18 protein-coding genes are annotated in these 17,758 nt (G+C 57.1%); 10 read left to right on the forward strand and 8 right to left on the reverse strand.

Annotated features, from left to right (window positions below; all coding sequences use genetic code 11):
• Positions 1 to 4: 4 nt before the first annotated feature.
• The 4 genes from FO268_RS02025 to FO268_RS02040 all read right to left on the reverse strand — a co-directional run bounded on the left by FO268_RS02025 (position 5) and on the right by FO268_RS02040 (position 3,747).
• Entirely contained in the window at positions 5 to 1,072 is a 1,068-nt protein-coding gene (locus FO268_RS02025) for a peptidoglycan -binding protein (RefSeq protein WP_150988874.1), read from the reverse strand.
• 12 nt (positions 1,073 to 1,084) lie between these two features.
• Positions 1,085 to 1,807 carry a MotA/TolQ/ExbB proton channel family protein gene (locus FO268_RS02030; RefSeq protein WP_150988876.1) on the reverse strand — a complete coding sequence of 241 codons (723 nt, stop codon included), beginning with the start codon at positions 1,805 to 1,807 and terminating at the stop codon, positions 1,085 to 1,087.
• Positions 1,808 to 1,915: 108 nt separating this feature from the next.
• Positions 1,916 to 2,701 (reverse strand): substrate-binding periplasmic protein, encoded by a 786-nt coding sequence (locus FO268_RS02035; RefSeq protein WP_150988879.1) that lies wholly within the window; start codon positions 2,699 to 2,701, stop codon positions 1,916 to 1,918.
• A 164-nt stretch (positions 2,702 to 2,865) separates the two neighbouring features.
• A complete protein-coding gene (locus tag FO268_RS02040; RefSeq protein WP_150991579.1) occupies positions 2,866 to 3,747 on the reverse strand; it encodes an alpha/beta fold hydrolase in 882 nt (293 codons plus the stop codon).
• 170 nt (positions 3,748 to 3,917) lie between these two features.
• Here FO268_RS02040 and FO268_RS02045 point away from each other — a divergent pair, with 170 nt between their 5' ends.
• The 4 genes from FO268_RS02045 (at position 3,918) to FO268_RS02060 (ending at position 7,390) form a co-directional block, all read left to right on the forward strand.
• A complete protein-coding gene (locus tag FO268_RS02045) occupies positions 3,918 to 4,625 on the forward strand; it encodes a DUF3581 family protein (RefSeq protein ID WP_150988882.1) in 708 nt (235 codons plus the stop codon).
• 13 nt (positions 4,626 to 4,638) lie between these two features.
• Positions 4,639 to 5,109, forward strand: a complete 471-nt coding sequence (locus FO268_RS02050; protein ID WP_150988885.1) for a DUF4112 domain-containing protein — start codon at positions 4,639 to 4,641, stop codon at positions 5,107 to 5,109.
• 71 nt (positions 5,110 to 5,180) lie between these two features.
• Positions 5,181 to 5,420, forward strand: a complete 240-nt coding sequence (locus FO268_RS02055; protein WP_150988888.1) for a zinc-ribbon domain-containing protein — start codon at positions 5,181 to 5,183, stop codon at positions 5,418 to 5,420.
• Between the two features lie 86 nt (positions 5,421 to 5,506).
• Entirely contained in the window at positions 5,507 to 7,390 is a 1,884-nt protein-coding gene (locus FO268_RS02060) for an N-acyl-D-amino-acid deacylase family protein (protein WP_150988891.1), read from the forward strand.
• Here FO268_RS02060 and FO268_RS02065 read toward each other — a convergent pair.
• Positions 7,387 to 8,616 carry a nucleoside recognition domain-containing protein gene (locus tag FO268_RS02065; protein WP_150988894.1) on the reverse strand — a complete coding sequence of 410 codons (1,230 nt, stop codon included), beginning with the start codon at positions 8,614 to 8,616 and terminating at the stop codon, positions 7,387 to 7,389. The genes FO268_RS02060 and FO268_RS02065 overlap by 4 nt on opposite strands.
• 367 nt (positions 8,617 to 8,983) lie before the next feature.
• On the opposite strand from FO268_RS02065, the gene FO268_RS02070 reads away from it, so the two are divergent.
• The 4 genes from FO268_RS02070 to FO268_RS02085 all read left to right on the forward strand — a co-directional run bounded on the left by FO268_RS02070 (position 8,984) and on the right by FO268_RS02085 (position 14,337).
• Complete coding sequence (locus FO268_RS02070) at positions 8,984 to 9,826, forward strand: formate/nitrite transporter family protein (RefSeq protein WP_150988897.1); 843 nt, start codon at positions 8,984 to 8,986, stop codon at positions 9,824 to 9,826.
• A 65-nt stretch (positions 9,827 to 9,891) separates the two neighbouring features.
• Positions 9,892 to 11,610 (forward strand): bifunctional protein-serine/threonine kinase/phosphatase, encoded by a 1,719-nt coding sequence (locus FO268_RS02075; RefSeq protein ID WP_150988900.1) that lies wholly within the window; start codon positions 9,892 to 9,894, stop codon positions 11,608 to 11,610.
• 93 nt (positions 11,611 to 11,703) lie between these two features.
• A complete protein-coding gene (locus FO268_RS02080) occupies positions 11,704 to 13,593 on the forward strand; it encodes a sensor domain-containing diguanylate cyclase (protein WP_150988903.1) in 1,890 nt (629 codons plus the stop codon).
• Between the two features lie 6 nt (positions 13,594 to 13,599).
• Positions 13,600 to 14,337, forward strand: a complete 738-nt coding sequence (locus FO268_RS02085; protein ID WP_150988905.1) for a maleate cis-trans isomerase family protein — start codon at positions 13,600 to 13,602, stop codon at positions 14,335 to 14,337.
• Here the strand turns inward: FO268_RS02085 and FO268_RS02090 are convergent.
• A complete protein-coding gene (locus FO268_RS02090) occupies positions 14,334 to 15,224 on the reverse strand; it encodes a DMT family transporter (RefSeq protein WP_150988909.1) in 891 nt (296 codons plus the stop codon). The genes FO268_RS02085 and FO268_RS02090 overlap by 4 nt on opposite strands.
• 242 nt (positions 15,225 to 15,466) lie before the next feature.
• On the opposite strand from FO268_RS02090, the gene FO268_RS02095 reads away from it, so the two are divergent.
• On the forward strand, positions 15,467 to 15,637 hold the full coding sequence (locus tag FO268_RS02095) for a DUF1328 domain-containing protein (RefSeq protein WP_150988912.1): 171 nt from the start codon (positions 15,467 to 15,469) through the stop codon (positions 15,635 to 15,637).
• A gap of 41 nt (positions 15,638 to 15,678) precedes the next feature.
• On the opposite strand, the gene FO268_RS02100 is transcribed toward FO268_RS02095, so the two are convergent.
• Positions 15,679 to 16,209 carry a shikimate kinase gene (locus FO268_RS02100; protein WP_263645052.1) on the reverse strand — a complete coding sequence of 177 codons (531 nt, stop codon included), beginning with the start codon at positions 16,207 to 16,209 and terminating at the stop codon, positions 15,679 to 15,681.
• Positions 16,210 to 16,392: 183 nt separating this feature from the next.
• Between FO268_RS02100 and FO268_RS02105 the strand changes: the two genes are divergently transcribed.
• Positions 16,393 to 17,094, forward strand: a complete 702-nt coding sequence (locus FO268_RS02105) for a lytic transglycosylase domain-containing protein (RefSeq protein WP_150988918.1) — start codon at positions 16,393 to 16,395, stop codon at positions 17,092 to 17,094.
• 7 nt (positions 17,095 to 17,101) lie between these two features.
• On the opposite strand, the gene FO268_RS02110 is transcribed toward FO268_RS02105, so the two are convergent.
• Positions 17,102 to 17,731 carry a LysE family translocator gene (locus FO268_RS02110; protein WP_150988921.1) on the reverse strand — a complete coding sequence of 210 codons (630 nt, stop codon included), beginning with the start codon at positions 17,729 to 17,731 and terminating at the stop codon, positions 17,102 to 17,104.
• Positions 17,732 to 17,758 lie beyond the last annotated feature (27 nt).

The raw sequence follows: 17,758 nt of genomic DNA on the forward strand, positions 1-17,758 counted from the left end.
CCGCTCACCGGTCAGTGAGCTTGATTTCGATACGGCGGTTCCGCTGCAACGATTCGATGGAACTGCCCTCGTCGACCGGGAAGAACTCACCAAAACCGGCCGCTACCATGCGGCTCTGAGGGACACCCTCGGAGGCAAGGTAGCGTACCACGGCCACTGCCCTGGCGGTGGACAGCTCCCAGTTGGAGGGAAATTCTTCGGTATTGATGGGAAGCCGGTCAGTATGGCCATCAATCCGCAGAATCCAGTCGATATCATCGGGAATGGCGGAGGAAACATCCAGCAGTACTTCTGCCAGTTTATCCAGTTCCCGCTGACCCTCGGCTCCCAGACTGGCTGATCCGGAGGCAAAAAGCAGCTCGGAAGGCAGCAGGAAACGATCTCCGACGATGCGTATGTTCTCGTTATCCTGAAGAATGTCCCGTAACCGCCCGAAAAACTCGGACTGATAACGCTCAAGCTGGTTGACCCGCTCTGCCAGCAGGGTATTGAGACGTTTCCCCACCTTTTCCAGTTCAGCCTGTTTTTCAGCGGTAAGGTCTTCCTGCAGCCGCAGTGCCGCCGAGATACGGCTCAACTGGTCCTGCAAGGCGGCAATCTGATTTGACAGCTGCTGAATGATTGCACGCTGAGAGGCAGTCAGCTGTTCTTCATCGTCCAGTTCCGCTTCAGCACTTGCTACTGCCTGTTGCAGGTCCTCTACCCGCGTGGCCTGGGCCTCGGCATTGTATTGCTGCGCCAACCGTTCTGCCTTTTCCTCCTCAAGATCTGCGCGCAACCTGGCATTCAGTGCGAGGCTTTCACTGAAACGGTTCTGTACCGCCGACATTTCTTCTTCCAGCGCCGCTGTCTGCTCCCGTTCCAATCCCAGAAGCTGTGAAATTTCCTCCAGCCGGCTGTTCAGTCTGGCCAGTTCGGAGTCACGGTCCGACAGGGTTTGTGAAAGGTATAGCTGGCTGACCACATAGATCAGCAACATGAAAATAATCAGCATCAGCAATGCCGACAGGGCATCCACGTAGCCCGGCCATACGTTGATGGTGCTGCGGGTGCGACGTCTGGAACCGATCATGGCGATGGCCTGTTATTGCGGTGTATCGTCAACCCGGTCCACCAGGTTGGTTACGCCGGTCAGCCATTCTTCCAGGCCGTCGTAAAAGCGATTCTGGGCGTGCCCGGCCTGGATATCCAGAAAGCCGAGAATGAGGGATCCGCCAAGCCCGAGCAGCGAAGAGCTGAACGCCGTCCCCATACCCTCCAGCGGTTTCAGAAGACCCGACTGGAGCCCGGCGAAGACTTCACCGAAGTCCTCCTGCCCCATATCGAGGTTCACGATCACCTCTCCTACCGAATTGATGGTGCCCAGCAGGCCCCAGAAGGTACCCAGCAGGCCCAGGAAAATCAGCAGGCTGATGAAGTAGCGGGTAATTTCACGCTGTTCGTCCATCCGGCTGTGGATGGCATCCAGTACAGTGCGCAGCGACATGGTAGAAAGGGAAAAGCGGTCGCGCTTGGAGTCGTCGTCAAGCTGGCGGGCCAGTGGTTTCAGCAACCGGGGCTCCTGCAACACGGAAAGTCCGGCATGGCCGGTACGGAACTGCGCCACCCAGCGCAACTCGGGGAACAACACGAAGACCTGGCGATAGGTAATGGCGATGCCGACCAACAGCACACAGACAATGAGCAGGTTGAAGACCCAGTTCGCCATGAACGCAGTCTGCAGTGGCTTGTAAATCAACGCACAGACCACCACGACCACCGCCAGGAAAAGCGTCATCCAGAAAAGGGTATGCTTGGGATTGCTCATTAACGTCACCGGTTTTATCGGGAAACACGTTAAAAGCTAGCACAAGCCCCGGCCCCCTGCTGAACTTAAGCCGGTTCTGGCGGGTTACGTCTTTGTTACCCCGAGAATTCAGGGCTGATAACGACCGATAATGCGGTCCAGCGCGCCACTCTCACGGGCTTCATCCAACCCCTGCTGCAGGTCTTCCACTATCCCCGGGTCGGTTTTGTTGCTGACCGCCAGGTACATCGGCGTCTCCCGGAAGACCAGAACCGGTTTCAGGCCGGTAATACCATGCTCTTCTTCGGCCACCAGCGGGCCTACCAGCCCATCGGTTACCCAGAGGTCAGCCTGGCCCAGTGTCAGCCTGCGCGGGTTCTGCTCACCAGATACGCTCATGATCACCTCAAAACCTTCACTTACCAGGTAATCCGACATCACATCTCCCTTGTAGCCGGCAATCTTGTATTGCTTGGCGTCCTCAAGGGTTTCGATTTCAATATCGGAATCCGGAGCGGCGAACAGCGTCCACTTGATAGGAGCAAGTGGCCCTACCCACTGGAACTCATCTTCCCGTTCATCCGTCCGGGCCGTGCAGAACAGACCGTGGTTTTCACGCCCCTGAACCCAGCTGTAAGCAAGGCTCCAGTCACGCATTTTCATGATGTAGTCGTAATCGACCCGCGCCATCATTTCCTTGACCATCCCCGTGCAGATCCCGGTAATGTCCTCAGCGCTGTGGGCGAAGCCTTCGCCTGTCGTCGACGTGTTATAGGGAGGGTAGTTCTCGGTAAAGATATAGAGTTTGTCATCGGCGAGCGCAGTCGGCATCAGCGCCAGCAATAACAGACCTTGAGCAACACGTTTGATAGGTGTCAGGGGGGCTGGAACTCCGGTGCCTGATCTGGCTGGCATTCTCGTATCCTCGTAGCAATGGGGCGTTATTGGTTATACATGCATGCAAACACTACATTCTGGCATTTAAGGCTAATTGCTTTGATCATTTATGCCAATACGACCATCATTGCGGTTCTGACTCAAAATTTCAGTGACAAAACGTATCTTTGTTGTGCCCTATCTTAATGGCCCGGAGTCGCGAACCAACGTTGCAACTCTGGGAGCACAGTCTCGGGTGCCTCTTCCGGCAGAAAATGCCCACAATCCAGCAGCCTGCCCTCCACCTTATCGGCATAGTCCCGCCACACGGCCATTACGTCGTAGGTGCGGTGAACAAACCCCCGTTTGCCCCACAGGACCAGCAACGGGCACTCCACCTTGCGATCACGATCGCGCTCGTCATGGTCAAGATCAATGGTAGCGGCAGCCCGGTAATCCTCACAGGAGGCATGAATCACCTGCGGGTCACGGAAGCAGCGCAGGTATTCGGCAACCGCAGCCGGGGCAAAACTGGCCTCCGGCCCGCTCCAGCGATTGAGCTTCTCCTGCAGGAAGTAATCAGGATCAGCGCCAATCATGTGCTCGGGCAATCCATCAGGCTGAATCAGGAAAAACCAGTGATAATAGCCGGTGGCAAAGTTCTGGTCGGTGTGTCTGAACATGTGGAGGGTGGGCGCAATGTCCATCACACAAACACGGGATACGCGCTCCGGATGGTCAAGTGCCATGCGGTGAGCTACCCGCGCGCCCCTGTCGTGGCCAGCCACGGCAAACCGCGGGTAGCCCAGTTCTGCCATCACCTCTACCATGTCCCGGGCCATTTCCCGTTTCGAATAGGGTTCATGCCGGGCATCGGACGGTGGCTTTGAACTGTCTCCATAGCCTCGCAGGTCGGGGCAGATTACGTGAAAGCTGCGCGCCAGTTCCGGCGCCACCAGGTGCCACATCGCATGGGTCTGGGGATATCCGTGCAGCAGGAGCAACGGTGGCCCCTTGCCGCCATGGACAAGGTGAATCTCAGCACCAGACGTTTTGATATGCTCGGTTCTGAACCCGGCACCCATATCCATCCTGTACCTCCGCCATTTGCCCTTCGTTTGTGTAGTGGATAGTGTAACCAATCGCCGCTATTTTGGTGGTTATCTTAGACATTGGTTTCGTTGCATCTTGCTGCAAGGCGCTTTTAAGGCCACTATCGTAACCCTCCATATTTGCGAAAACGAAAAGGCACCGCATGTTTCTCGAACGCTACCATTCTATCCAGGACGGACACGTGCTGATCAGCGCGACCCAGGCCAGCCGATTTGCCAAGGAAGTGGCAGGGGATTTCAACCCGATTCATAACCCCGATGCCCGGCGCTTTTGCGTACCCGGTGACTTGCTGTTCGCCTTGCTGGTGTCCCACTTTGGTCTGTCCCGCAACATGACGTTTCACTTCCGCAGCCTCCTGGGCGCAGATGTACCCCTGGAATTTCGCGAGGACAGCGATGGCCTGATCCGGGTCTACGATGATAAGGGCAAGGTCTATATCGAAGTGGAACGCAGCGGTGAGTCCACTCACGATGACACGGTTATCGAGAATTTTACCCGCTGTTACGTCGCGGCCTCCGGCAAGAACTTCCCCCACACCCTCAAGCCGCTGATGGAAAGCGAGGGCGTGATGTTCAACCCGGACCGGCCGATGATCATGTATCAAAGCATGAGCCTGACCATGAGCACCCTTGACGCACCATCCCCTGACCTGGAGTTGCATAATGCGGCCCTGAAGCCGGACGGAAAGCGCGGCAACGTCTCACTTGACTACCGGCTGCTTTCCGATGGCAAGATTGCCGGTGAGGTATCCAAGAAGCTGGTGGTCAGTGGCCTGCGTGAATATGACGCTGAGGCGATGGATGCGGTTGTCGAGGAATTCTACCGGCTCAAGAGTAAATCCTGGGACTAACGGAAACCTTGTCATGCCCTCAACACCGGTAAGTCGGGAAGAGAAACTGGCGGCGCTCGCCCGTCTCGACAGGTTCAGCCGGATGGCCGATAACGCCATCCGCATACCCTTCACCCGCTTCCGTATCGGCTTCGAGCCCCTCATTGGCCTTGTCCCTGTCCTCGGCGATTTCGCCGGCCTGGCCATGTCCGGCTATGTGCTTCTCGAAGCTCATCGCGCCGGCGCCAGCACCCGCATAAAAGGGCGGATGGTCCAGAATATGGCGATCGACTTTTTTGGCGGCCTTGTACCCATCATCGGCGATGCCTTCGACTTTGCCTTCAAGGCCAATGTCCGTAATACAAAACTGCTTCGCGATTACCTGGAAACCGAACTGCAGTCGCAACCCAAACCGACATTCCCCTGGAAACAGCTTCTGGTCATGATTGGCATTCTCTCTGCACTGACGGCTCTGGGAGTACTGGTATTGGGAGCTGGCGCCTAGTTTGCCGGTCGGGAACACTACGGATTTGTGCTACACGGCCATCAAGGCTTAACCTTGAAGGAGGCACTGGAATGATCGAAGGAGCGACCACTATGGCGAATACCACCTGCTCCAACTGCGGAGCAACCCTCTCACTGAGCAGCAAGAAATGCCCGGAATGCGGCAACCTTCAGACCTCGAAATTCAAGATGGTCCTGGGGGCGGCTACCGTGTTGATTGCAGCCCTGGTGATGGTGATCGGCGCGATCTCCATTATCGCCAGAGATGACCCCGCCAACCCGGCCGGAGACACCACCGAGATAACCCCCTGACCCGATACCTTGCTTGAAAAACAGGGCAGGAGCGTAGTACTGGCCGCCTACCTCAATAACCAGAACAATAATTAGGTGAGACACTCATGAGTAATGCCACCTCCAGTAACACCTGGGATTACCTGATCCAGGGCGCAAAGGTTTTTGATGGCAGCGGCGAGCTGCCGGTATACGAGGACATAGCCGTAGCCGATGGCAAAGTTGCCGCGCGTGGCGCCAACCTTGACCCGCAAAGGGCGCACAAGGTGATTGATGGCAGCGAATGCTGGGCCATGCCCGGGCTATTCGATATCCACACCCATTACGATCTGGAACTGGAGGTGGCCCCAGGCTTGCCAGAGTCGGTGCGCCACGGCACCACGACGGTAGTGATCGCCAACTGTAGCCTCGGGCTGGCCTTCGGCTCCCAGCGCAAAGACGGGGCAGACCCCATTGTGGACTGCTACGCCCGGGTGGAAAACATTCCCAAAGGTGTACTGCGAGCAACCGCAGACCGAGTCGACTGGCAGAATCCGAAAGAATACATCCAGCACCTGAATAAACTCAGCCTCGGGCCCAACCTGGTCACCCTGGTACCCCACTCCATGCTGCGAATTGAAGTGATGGGGTTTGAAGCCAGCATCTCCCGCGATCCCACCGAGGACGAACTCCAGGCCATGGAGTCACTGCTGGAAAAGGCCCTCGATGACGGCTATGCAGGGTTCTCAACCGATGCGTTGCCCTTCCACTACCTGGCCAACCAACCCAACACCCGCAAGACCATTCCTACCCAGTTTGCCAGCTACCCGGAAATCAAACGGCTGACCGATGTGGTTCGGCGCAAGGGTGGGGTCTGGCAAGCCACACCGCCCAAAGACAGCACCGTTGGCACCATCAGGACCTTCCTGCTCAGCTGTGCCCGGCTCCACGGCAAGCCTCTGAAAACCACGGTTGTGGCAGCCCTTGATGTACATAGCAACCGCAAGATTGTGCGACTGGCACGTTTGCTGGCCCGGGTGCTCAACTCCCGCCTGTTAAAGGGAGACTTCCACCTGCAGGCCCTGGCGGCGCCCTTCAAAGTGTGGTCCGATGGCGCAGTAACGCCGCTTTCGGAAGAAATTGAAGAGCTGCGCATTCTCAATGAAACCGAACTGGAAGACCGCGAAGGCCGCCTGAAGATCCTCAACGACCCGGACTACATCAGTCGGTTCAAGGCGATGTGGATGAGCGGAAAGACCGGTTTCGGTCTCCAACGCCTGAAGCGCCTGGTTCGTCTTGAGGATTACGCCTTCAACCGTGCACTCGAAGACATGACCATCGACGTCTGTCCCCTCAAGAACTGGGAAGGCAAAACCTTTGCCGAGGTCCGTGCAAGGGTCCAAGCGGTCAACGCGGGCAAACCCCTTGAATGCAGCGATGCGGAAGAGCCCCTGTTAAAAGACTACTTTGCCCAGGTGAAGGATGAAGGCGACTTCGTGCTGGCCATGTTGCGGGCGTTCGACCGCGACCTGAGCTGGTACACTGTTTCCGCCAACCGCGACGAGCGCACCGTGCGCAGCCTGCTCATGGATCGCCAGCTACTGCCCGGCTTCAACGACAGCGGCGCACACCTGACCAATATGGCCTTTTACGATGGCAACCTCCGCGCACTGAAACTGGCATCAGATGGCGGCGATATGGACGTGGCGTATATGGTGCGCCGCCTCACCCGCGACCCCGCCCGCGTCTTCGGTGTCAAAGGCGGCCGTATCGAGGTGGGTGATCAGGCTGACCTGATCCTGCTGAACCCCTCCGCCCTGCGCCGCATGGACCACAATAAAACCGTGAAACGCCAGTACCGCGAGGAGTTCCGGCACGAACAACTGGTCAACCGCACCGATGGCGTAGTGCCCCTGGTGATGATCGCCGGCCATCCTGCCTGGCACGGAACCGCTTTCGACGAATCACTGGGCCGGCAAAAAATGGGCACCGTACTGGAAACTACCTTTTAGCCGAAGAACCAGTAGCACACCAGGATAGCTGTCAGCATCCCGGCGAAATCCGCCAGCAGGGCGCAGCCCAGGCCATGGCGGATCTTGCGGATGCCGACAGCACCGAAATACACCGCCAGCACGTAAAAGGTGGTTTCGGTACTGCCCTGCATCGTCGCCGCCATCAGCGCGGGAAAACTGTCCACCCCGAAAGTATCCATGGTCTCAATCATCATGGCGCGGGCACCACTACCGGAGAGCGGCTTCATGAAAGCGGTAGGCAGGGCGTCGATAAACCCGGTGTCCCATCCGAGCCCCTCGATTATCCAGCGAATACCCTCAAGGCCGGCATCCAGAACTCCGCTGGCTCGCAGAACTCCTATCGCCACCAGCATTGCCACCAGGAATGGCAACAGGGAAATGGTGAAACTGAACCCCTCCTTGGCCCCTTCGATAAAGGTGTCGTAAACATTAACCTTCCGCAGGGCGCCGATGAGCAGAAAGCTGATCACAATGCCGAACAGCGTGAGGTTGCCTACCAGGGTTGAGGTCGCCGCAAGAGCCTGTGCCGACATACCTGCCAGTGTCGCCAATAACAGCCCCAATGCCGCTGCCCCGGCAAGGAGATAAGCCAGCACCACCGGATGCCAGAGTTTCAGCCTCTGCATCAGTGAGACACTCAACAGCCCTACCAGGCTGGAAGCGGTGGTCGCCAGCAGAATAGGCAGGAAAACCGCTGTGGGGTCCGCGGCTCCTTGCTGCGCGCGGTACATGAAAATAGTCACCGGAAGCAGGGTCAGTGATGACGTATTGAGTACCAGAAACAGAATCTGGGCGTTACTGGCCGTATCCCGGCTCGGATTGAGCTCCTGCAGCGAATGCATGGCCTTGATACCGATGGGTGTCGCCGCGTTGTCCAATCCCAGGATATTGGCAGCAAAGTTCATGGTGATGTGGCCCTGAGCCGGGTGGCCACTAGGCACCTCTGGCATCAGACGGCGGAAGAGCGGGTCCAGAACTCTGGCCATAAGCTGGATCAAGCCGGCTTTCTCGGCAATGGCCAGGAAACCCAACCAAAGTGTCATGGTGCCAACCAGCACCAGTATGATCTCGACACTGAGTTCTGCCATGTCGAACATGGCCGCAACCAGGCGGCTGAACACCTCCGTGTCGCCCATGCCCAGCCATTGCCAGAGCGCCGCTACGAAGGCCACCAGGAAAAAGCCCAGCCAGATTCCATTTAGCATTGTTTTATCCGCCTTCCTGAATGGTAAGAATCGGGTTCATTTTCGGGGCACTGGCTTCCCGCACGCACCAAATTGAACCATACCCGGTTTGGCAAACGCACCTCCGTACCCGCAACCGCGCGCCAATTCATCAGAACAAAGCTCTTACCATAATGATATTAAAAGATTTTTCATTCATATAAACATTCAGGCACGGGTATTGCGTTGTAATAACTGACATTGGCCAGCGATTCTCGGGCCACTCCAGGCCCAGAACATCGAACACTACCCGGACAACGGCGTCCTCACAAACCTGACTTTCAGGCTTTCGTGTGCGCGCCGTTTTTTTGTGTCCGGAAAATTTCATCGTCAAATGAGGTAATAAAAGATGTCCTATCTAGTTCCATCAGAATTCGTCACCAAAATGGTGGACGCCGGTGAATCCAAGGTTCACATGTCCACCCGCGACACCCTGATCCGCGCCTTCATGGCCGGCGCCATTCTGGCTCTTGCTGCCGTCTTTGCTGTTACCGTGGCGGTAGAAACCGGCAGCTTCCTGCTGGGGTCAGTGCTCTTTCCGGTAGGTTTCTGCATGCTCTACCTCATGGGCTTTGACCTGCTTACCGGCGTGTTCATGCTCACCCCCCTTGCCCTTCTGGACAAACGGCCGGGGGTTTCCACCAATACCATCCTGCGAAACTGGGGGCTGGTTTTCGTGGGCAACTTCGCCGGTGCCCTGACCGTCGCCTTCATGATGGCCTTCATTTTCACCTACGGATTCAACGTTGAACCCGGCGCTGTCGCCGAAAAAATTGCAGGTGTTGGCGAAGCCCGAACGCTGGGCTATGCCGAGTATGGCGCAGCTGGCTGGTTTACGATCTTTATCCGCGGCATGCTGTGTAACTGGATGGTTTCCATGGGTGTGGTCGGCGCCATGATTTCCACTAACGTTGGCGGCAAGGTTCTGGCCATGTGGATGCCCATCATGCTGTTCTTCTTCATGGGTTTCGAGCACTCCGTTGTGAACATGTTCCTGTTCCCGTTCGGTATCATTGTTGGTGGTGGTTTCTCGGTGATGGACTACCTGGTCTGGAACGAAATCCCCACGGTTCTGGGTAACCTGGTAGGCGGCCTGGCCTTTACCGGCCTGACCCTGTACACCACCCACATCCGCACCGGTGCAAAGCGCAACTTTTCCAAAGGTGCCAGTGCTGACCGCGTGCCGGCATAACTGACCAGGACGAGAGGCCCGGCCCTGGTGTAACGCGACCGGGGCCGGGCCTTTGGCATTTCTTCATGAGCAAGTATCTGAAAGTATCAACGGGCCAGCACTCGGATAAAGGCCGAAAGCCGTCCAACCAGGACTTCCACGGCTACACCATGCCGGCGGAGCCCCGCCTGGGTATGAAAGGCATCGCCTTTGCCATGGCCGATGGCGTCAGCAGCAGTGACGTCAGCCACATCGCCAGTGAAACGGCCGTGAAAAGCTTTCTGGATGACTACTTCTGTACCTCAGAAGCCTGGTCGGTACGAAAATCCGCCGAGCGGGTGCTTACCGCAACCAACTCCTGGCTCCATGCCCAGACCCGCAACAGCCCCTATCGGTATGAAAAAGACAAAGGATATGTCTGCACATTGAGCGCACTGGTGCTCAAGGGCTCTATGGCCCACCTCTTCCATGTTGGCGACACCCGGATCTACCGTTTGCGGGACAAGGCTCTGGAGCAACTCACCAACGATCACCGGCTATGGCTATCCCAGGACGAAAACTACCTGAGCCGAGCCCTCGGGGTGGACTCACTGCTGGAGATTGATTACCAGTCCCTGCCACTGAGACAGGGTGACATTTTTGTTCTGGCAACGGACGGCGTCTACGAACATGCCAGCGCACAACAACTGATCAGTACCATCAATCAATACCCCGACGACCTGGACGAAGCCGCCAGATCCATGGTCAAAGCCGCGTTCGACAGCGGCAGCGAGGATAATCTCAGCGTACAGGTTGTGCGCATAGAGCAACTGCCCGAGCAGGCATCCACGGAACTTCAGCGGCAGGCAGAAAACCTGCCTTTTCCGCCCATTCTGGAACCGAGGCAGACCTTCGATGGCTACACCATCCTGCGGGAAATTCACGCTACCAGCCGCAGCCACGTATACCTTGCCCTGAATATCGCGTCCGACACCAGAGTGGTTCTTAAGACGCCGTCGATAGATCTCAGGGGCGACCCCGGCTACCTGGAACGTTTCCTGATGGAGGAGTGGATTGCGAGGCGGGTAAACAGCGCCCACGTGCTCAAGGCGGGCCTGCAGAACCGTCAACGCAACTACCTCTACACCGTCACCGAATACATAGAGGGTCAGACCCTGAAGCAATGGCTGATCGACAACCCCAAACCGGATCTGGAGGTTGTCCGTGGCCTGGTGGTTCAGATTGCCCGGGGCCTGTATGCACTCCATCGCATGGAAATCCTGCATCAGGACATACGCCCCGACAATATCCTGATTGATACCAACGGTACGGCGAAAATCATTGATTTCGGTTCGGCGCGCGTGGCAGGAATTGTGGAATCCACTACGCTGGAGCCCAACGATATACCCGGTACCGCACTCTACATGGCCCCGGAATATTTCATGGGGGAAACAGGCACTGACTGCTCGGACCTCTATTCCCTGGGGGTGCTGACCTATCACATGCTGTCCGGCCGGTTTCCCTATGGCACCCAGGTGGCCAAATCCCGCACTGCATCTGCCATGCGCAGGCTCAACTATGCTTCGGTCCTGGACGACGACCGCGAGATTCCCGCCTGGATTGACGAAACCATCAAGAAAGCCGTGCACCCGAACCCGGACAAACGTTACCAGGAGTTATCCGAGTTTACCTTCGACCTGCGCCACCCCAATCCCGCCTTCCTCAATAAAACTCGGGCCCCGTTGCTCGAGCGCAATCCTGTGGCTTTCTGGCAGGGTGTATCGGCGCTGCTGGCCTGCGCTCTTATATACCTTTTGACTACATAAAACCAACACTTTGAATACTGTTTAAGCAGCGTGAATCTGAGATATTTGGCGTGTACAAGTGCAACAGCCCAGCGAACGACCTGAGAGTTTTCATTGCAGCGCGTTATCGGTTACCAGCGAATTTTTCGGAATGTGGCTGCGGCAAGCTGGCCGCTTGCGGCGGTTTTATGCCTTCTATTGGCCGTTGCCCCCATCTCACTGGCACTGGAACCGATCGACGTTGCCGGGGCCGAGGACAGCCTGAAGCTCGGGCCTCATATTGAACACCTCAAGGACCCCGAGCGCTCTCTCGACCTGGCCGACATCCGTGCCCTTGGCGAGCAATTCAGCCGGCACACCGGAGAAGTGCTCAACATCGGCTACACCAGCGCCGGCCAGTGGGTGCGTTTCCGGCTCCAGAATACGGGCTCCGAGCCACTGAAACGCTATCTGGAGTTCCGTTCTCTTTTCGTCGATCACTTGAAGCTTTACCAGCCTCAGGGCGAGGGAGAGTACGAGAAAATTGAGTCCGGGCGGCTGGTGACGCCCCCCGCGCGCCCCTATACTTCACGGCACTTCGTTTTCCCCATCACCGTGCCGCCGGACACTGACGCGTACTATTACCTGTATGCCGACAGCGCCGACACCCTCACCATTCCCCTGTACCTCCACACCGACGACGGCTTGCAGCAAACCGAGTTGACCAGCCGTTCCTGGCTGACGTTCTTTCAGGGCCTGATTGTCACGATGACGGTATTCAGCCTGTTCCTGTTGGTGACTCTCCGGGACCGGGTGTACGGCTACTACATCGGGGTTATTGTGGTGCATCAGGGCCTGTTCTTTACCCTGTTCAACGGCCTTGGCTACCAGTACTTCGGGCTGGAAAGCCCATGGTGGTCACGGGAAGCCATGTCTGTACTGGTCAGTCTGGCCATGTGGATGATCATGCAGTTCACCCGGGTGTTGCTGGCAACACGGGAGCAACAGCCTCGCCTTGACCGGCTCGTGGTCGCCATCCAGTCCGCGGCGCTTGTTATTGCCGGCCTGAGCATCTTCGTCGACTATTACCTGTCCATCCGCCTTGCCAATCCCCTGGCTTCTGTCACTGCGCTCACGCTCTGGCTCGTGGGTTGGAACAGCCTGTGCAAGGGCAATCCGGCAGCCCGGTATTTCCTCATTGCCTGGACCATGCTGATCATTGGCGGCCTGACTTACAGTCTGAAATCCTGGGGGCTTATCCCCAGCACCACTTTTACCGAGCACAGCTGGCAAATCGGGGCGGCTATAGAGGCTATCTTCCTCTCATTGGCCATTGCCGACCGCATCAGTACCGAAAGCCGGCAACGCATCCAGTTACAGCGCGAAGCCCAGAAGGCGCAAGCCAGAGCGCTGGAAGTACAGCTCAAAGCCAATGAGACACTTGAACAGAAAGTCCAGGAACGCACCGAGGAACTGCGGGAGGTGAACCGCAAACTTCAACAGCTCAGCGATACTGACCAGCTCACTGATATCAGTAACCGCCGTTCCCTTGAACGTTATCTCAAGCACACGTTTAAACGGGCGATGGTGGACTGCAAGAGTATTGCCGTGCTGTTGATCGATGTGGATCACTTCAAACCGGTTAACGACACTCATGGCCACCAGGCGGGTGATGACTGCCTGAAAGTGATCGCCGGCCGCATTCAGGCTCAGTCCCGCTGGCCAGCCGACATGGTGGCCCGTTATGGTGGCGAGGAGTTTTGTGTGGTGCTCCCCGATACCGACGAACAGACCGCTGTCATGGTGGGAGAGCGCATTCGTGAAGGCATAGAAGCCGAGCCCGTACCAACGCGCGTCGGGCCGCTGAAGCTGACCATAAGCCTTGGAGCCCATGTCGCCGTCCCGGGACCGGATGATACCTGTGAGAGCTTCCTGGAGCGTGCCGATCAGGCACTTTATCGCTCCAAGCAGGAGGGGCGTAACCGGGTTACACTGTACAAGGCTCACGTGCTTCAGAATGGGTGAGTCACCATGAACCACACTGCCGCCAGGATCGCATTTCTATACCCCGGCCACGCTGCCGAAGACGACTACCCTCGGCTTGCCAATAGACTCTCGCCAGCGGCGGAAGTAACGGTGGTACATACCAGTTTCAACGAAGATGCACACACGGTAGCGGCACTCACAGAAATGGGAAGCCCACAGCGTTTAAGTGAAGGCGCGCGGGAGATCGCGGACAAAGACCTGGAAGCCGTGTTGTGGACCTCCACCAGTGCCAGCTTCGTGCGGGGCATTGACGGCATACGGGAACAAATTGAAACCCTGGAAAACCTGCTTCACATCCCCGCTTCTACCACTGCCATGGCATTTGCGCGGGCCGCTGCCGCCATCAACGCAAAGCGGGTAGCCATTGCAGCCACCTACCCCAGGGACATCGCCCTGCTGTTCAAGGCATTTCTGGAACACTTCGATATCGAAGTCGTCCATCTCACAAGCCAGGGTATTGTCACGGCTGCAGAGGTAGGCACGCTTGGGAAAGAAGCGGTCGCCCGGTTTGTGACAGATAACGACCATCCGCACGCCGATGCCTTGCTGGTACCGGATACCGCCCTGCATTCCGTCGCCTGGCTGGAAGACCTGGAGGCAGCCGCAGGCAAGCCGGTGCTGACAGCCAACCAGGTCAGTTTCTGGGAGGGGCTGAGACTGTGCGGCAAGCTCACGCCCCAGCAGGGCCTGGGCACCCTTTTCCGAGTCAACCCCTGGGACTAAGCCGCTTGTTTGCGCTGGGTGACCACGAGGGCAACCCCGGTAATCGACACGGCGCCGCCGATCATCGCCAGCACGCCCAGGCGCTCATCAAACAGCCAGTACGCCTCCAGGGCAGTAACCGGCGGCACCAGATAGAACAGGCTCGCCACCTGCGAAGCTGCGCCACGGCGGATCAGCCACATCAACAGCAGGATAGCACCGATGGAAACGCCGAAGACCAGCCAGACCATTGACCATATCAGCGGCTGAGCCCACTCCACCTCACGGGTTTCAAAAACAAAAGCGCCAACGGCGAAAAAGGTGGCCGCAGCACTGTATTGAATGAAGGTGCCAGCCACGAGATCCGCCTGGGTACCGTTCCGTTTTTGATAGACGGTACCCAGCGATATCCCGCCCAGAGATAGCGCGGCCCAGAGCAGTGTCCACAACGGGAACGACGAGGCAGAGGCGCCGCCACCAAACTTCTCCGCCAGCACCAGCGTCACCCCGACCAGGCCCAGTGCCAGGCCAAGCCATTGCCGGGACGAGACGCTCTCCTTTAGTACCAGGATCGCCACAGCAGAGGTCACCAATGGCTGCAAACCAACGATAAGCGAGATAATGCCCGACGGCATGCCGCCCTGAATGGCGTAATACACACCACCCAGGTAACAGCCGTGCACCAGCAAGCCTGTCACCGCCAGGTGCCCTGCGCCACGCCAACCTGGCCAGCGGGTTTTCATGAACCAGGCAAGCACACTGAGTAACACCAGCGTGAACAGCATCCGTATCAGCAGCAGGGTAAAAGGCTCGGCAAACGGCAAACCGTATTTGGCGCCGATAAAACCCGTGCTCCATAACCAGACGAAGAGGGCCGGTACGAAAAACGAATAGAAAATCTGGGGCATAGGGTTCATCGCCAGCAAATGTGTGTGGTAGCGGATTTAATGGGTAGACAATAGCAATCTTCGACGAATGTTCGTACCTTAGTAAATATTAATCAACTGACAATACTCATTCTTTTACATCCAAAACAATAAGTTAACTACTGCATCTCTCGCTTCATCGTGCTTTGTGGAGTTCTCTTATTTGTGCCTCGCCGATGCATGTGCCACGTTTAAACACGAAGCCATCTGATAGGAGAAAGGATATGCTCTATTGGGCTGTCGTATGTCTCATCGTTGCGATTATCGCCGGGGTACTCGGTTTTGGTGGTATCGCGGGAACAGCTGCAGGAATCGCAAAAGTGCTGTTCTTTATTTTCGTCATCCTGCTTGTCATCTCATTGGTTGCCAACGCCATGAAAGGCCGCGGGCCATAGCTCGATAGCTATTTGATTTCGCACCCCGGGAGCAGCTGGGCTCAGCACGCTCCCGGGGCTGCCCTCAGCGCTGCGATGACGGCGTCGCAGACCTCTTCGTGGTTTTTGTCACCACAGTCAACCGTCACATCCGCCACACCGGAATAAAGCCCGAAACGCTCACTGAACAACTCACTCAGCGACTGCCCCGGTCGCCGCGAGATTCCCCGTGCGCTGTAATCACCAATTCGCTCAAGCACTACCTCCAGCGGAATATCCAGAAACACCACAACAGCATCGGTTTTTAGATGTTGCATTGCCGGTTCACTGTAAACCGCACTTCCACCGGTTGATATCACCTGGCGCCGTACCTCCAGCTCGAGCAATACCTGCTCTTCTATTTGTCGTAGCGCCTGGTAACCCTCGTGATCAACAATATCCTGCAAGGTACGCCCAGCCTCCTGCTGAATAAGCAGGTCTGTATCGATAAACCCCAGCCCCAGCCGCTTGGCAAGCAAAACCCCGACCGTGCTTTTGCCGCTGCCCGGCATGCCGATGAGCACAATATTACTTGCTGTTCTGGTTGCAGGCACCTGACCTCCGGATTTCGCCAATAGTGAGAACTGACCGGCTATACTGAAAAATAACACTTTTGCGACAAACATTGCGGTTTCTTAAAGAAACTATAGCCGTATAATCAGCCCAATGGCCGGGGCCTTGGTAGGCCGACGGGGCAGGCAGCCGGTATTATTGATCAAGCAGTCCAAGAGCAAACAATGACAGGCGCAAAAACCTTCATCGCTTCATCGCTGGCAATTCTCCTACTGGTAGCTTCAGCGCCGGGAATGGCAGATAGTATCAAGCGCATCGTTCATCCGGATGGACGCGTGGAGTACACCAACGCAAAAGGCAGCAGTCAGAAACGTGCCTCCACAAAAGATGAAGTGGTTTACCGTTACAAGGATGACAACGGTGTGGTTGCTTACAGCGGCACTCAACCGGCGAGCGCGAATTTCGACGTCATCCGCTTCCACTGTTACGCCTGCGATCCGGACTCCAACGTGAACTGGCGCACCACACCGCTGTTCCTGAAACCCTACCGGGACGAAATCACTACTGCGGCCAGCGAATTCAATGTGGACCCGGCACTGGTACGGGCCGTGATCCACGCCGAATCCGCCTTCAACGACAAGGCTCTGTCACCCAAGGGCGCCCAGGGGCTGATGCAGCTTATGCCTGCCACCGCAAAAGAACTGGGTGTTAGCAATGCGATGGTTGCCCCGGACAATATCCGCGGCGGCGTTAATTACCTGGCCCGCATGCTCAAACGCTTCAATGGTGATACCAGGCTGGCAACAGCCGCCTACAATGCAGGACCAGGAGCTGTCGGACGCCACGGTGGCGTACCGCCCTACGCCGAAACCCGAGCCTATGTGGAACGGGTGGGAATCCTTCACGAACGGTATGCGAGCAACTGATGCTGCATTAACCAAACGCCAGCCACATTCCCACCAGTATCATCAGGCTGCCTGCCACACGGTTCACCGTGCGAACGCCCCCGCCCTGCTTGAGAGCTTTACGCAAGGTCTTGCCGCCATGGGCATAGAGCTGCAGGCAGAGGAATTCCAGGCCGAGGATAATCAGCACCAACACCGTCAGTTGCGGTGCCATTGGCAGCTTGCTGTCAATGAACGGAGGCAGCAACGCAATGAAGAAGGCCCAGCCCTTGGGGTTGGCAATTGCCGTAACAAACCCCTGAAGCGCCAGTTGCAGGCGTGAGCTTTCAACCGGACCGGCGTCCTCCTCTGGCATGGCCATCTTGCCTCTGGACCGCCACATCTGTACGCCAAGCCATGCCAGGTAGGCACCGCCGGCATACTTGAATACCGCAAACGCTGCGGGGTACTTCAGCATAAAAGTGGCCACACCCACTGCGGCGGCCGTCGCCACCAGGGCAACACCAACGAGCTCGCCTGCCATCATCCACAATGCCCGCTTCACACCAATGGTGATACCCAGGGAGAGAGCCAGGGTCATACACATGCCCGGGGTAATGGACACCACAAAGAATGTCGGGACAAAGGCAGACAACAGGGCCAGGTTCAGTGACAACACAAACGGACTCTCATAGTGAAGGGGGCG

The sequence above is a fragment of the Marinobacter denitrificans genome, assembly GCF_008795955.1.
Classification (GTDB): Bacteria; Pseudomonadota; Gammaproteobacteria; order Pseudomonadales; family Oleiphilaceae; genus Marinobacter; species Marinobacter denitrificans.

Bases quoted from the DNA above. Each gene is read 5' to 3' on its own strand.
- FO268_RS02075 (WP_150988900.1), top strand. From the start codon at position 9,892: ATGAGCAAGTATCTGAAAGTATCAACGGGCCAGCACTCGGATAAAGGC.
- FO268_RS02050 (WP_150988885.1), top strand. From the start codon at position 4,639: ATGCCCTCAACACCGGTAAGTCGGGAAGAGAAACTGGCGGCGCTCGCC.
- FO268_RS02095 (WP_150988912.1), top strand. From the start codon at position 15,467: ATGCTCTATTGGGCTGTCGTATGTCTCATCGTTGCGATTATCGCCGGG.
- FO268_RS02090 (WP_150988909.1), bottom strand. From the start codon at position 15,224: ATGCCCCAGATTTTCTATTCGTTTTTCGTACCGGCCCTCTTCGTCTGG.
- FO268_RS02105 (WP_150988918.1), top strand. From the start codon at position 16,393: ATGACAGGCGCAAAAACCTTCATCGCTTCATCGCTGGCAATTCTCCTA.
- FO268_RS02060 (WP_150988891.1), top strand. From the start codon at position 5,507: ATGAGTAATGCCACCTCCAGTAACACCTGGGATTACCTGATCCAGGGC.
- FO268_RS02070 (WP_150988897.1), top strand. From the start codon at position 8,984: ATGTCCTATCTAGTTCCATCAGAATTCGTCACCAAAATGGTGGACGCC.
- FO268_RS02065 (WP_150988894.1), bottom strand. From the start codon at position 8,616: ATGCTAAATGGAATCTGGCTGGGCTTTTTCCTGGTGGCCTTCGTAGCG.
- FO268_RS02040 (WP_150991579.1), bottom strand. From the start codon at position 3,747: ATGGGTGCCGGGTTCAGAACCGAGCATATCAAAACGTCTGGTGCTGAG.
- FO268_RS02025 (WP_150988874.1), bottom strand. From the start codon at position 1,072: ATGATCGGTTCCAGACGTCGCACCCGCAGCACCATCAACGTATGGCCG.
- FO268_RS02055 (WP_150988888.1), top strand. From the start codon at position 5,181: ATGATCGAAGGAGCGACCACTATGGCGAATACCACCTGCTCCAACTGC.
- FO268_RS02030 (WP_150988876.1), bottom strand. From the start codon at position 1,807: ATGAGCAATCCCAAGCATACCCTTTTCTGGATGACGCTTTTCCTGGCG.
- FO268_RS02045 (WP_150988882.1), top strand. From the start codon at position 3,918: ATGTTTCTCGAACGCTACCATTCTATCCAGGACGGACACGTGCTGATC.
- FO268_RS02085 (WP_150988905.1), top strand. From the start codon at position 13,600: ATGAACCACACTGCCGCCAGGATCGCATTTCTATACCCCGGCCACGCT.
- FO268_RS02035 (WP_150988879.1), bottom strand. From the start codon at position 2,701: ATGCCAGCCAGATCAGGCACCGGAGTTCCAGCCCCCCTGACACCTATC.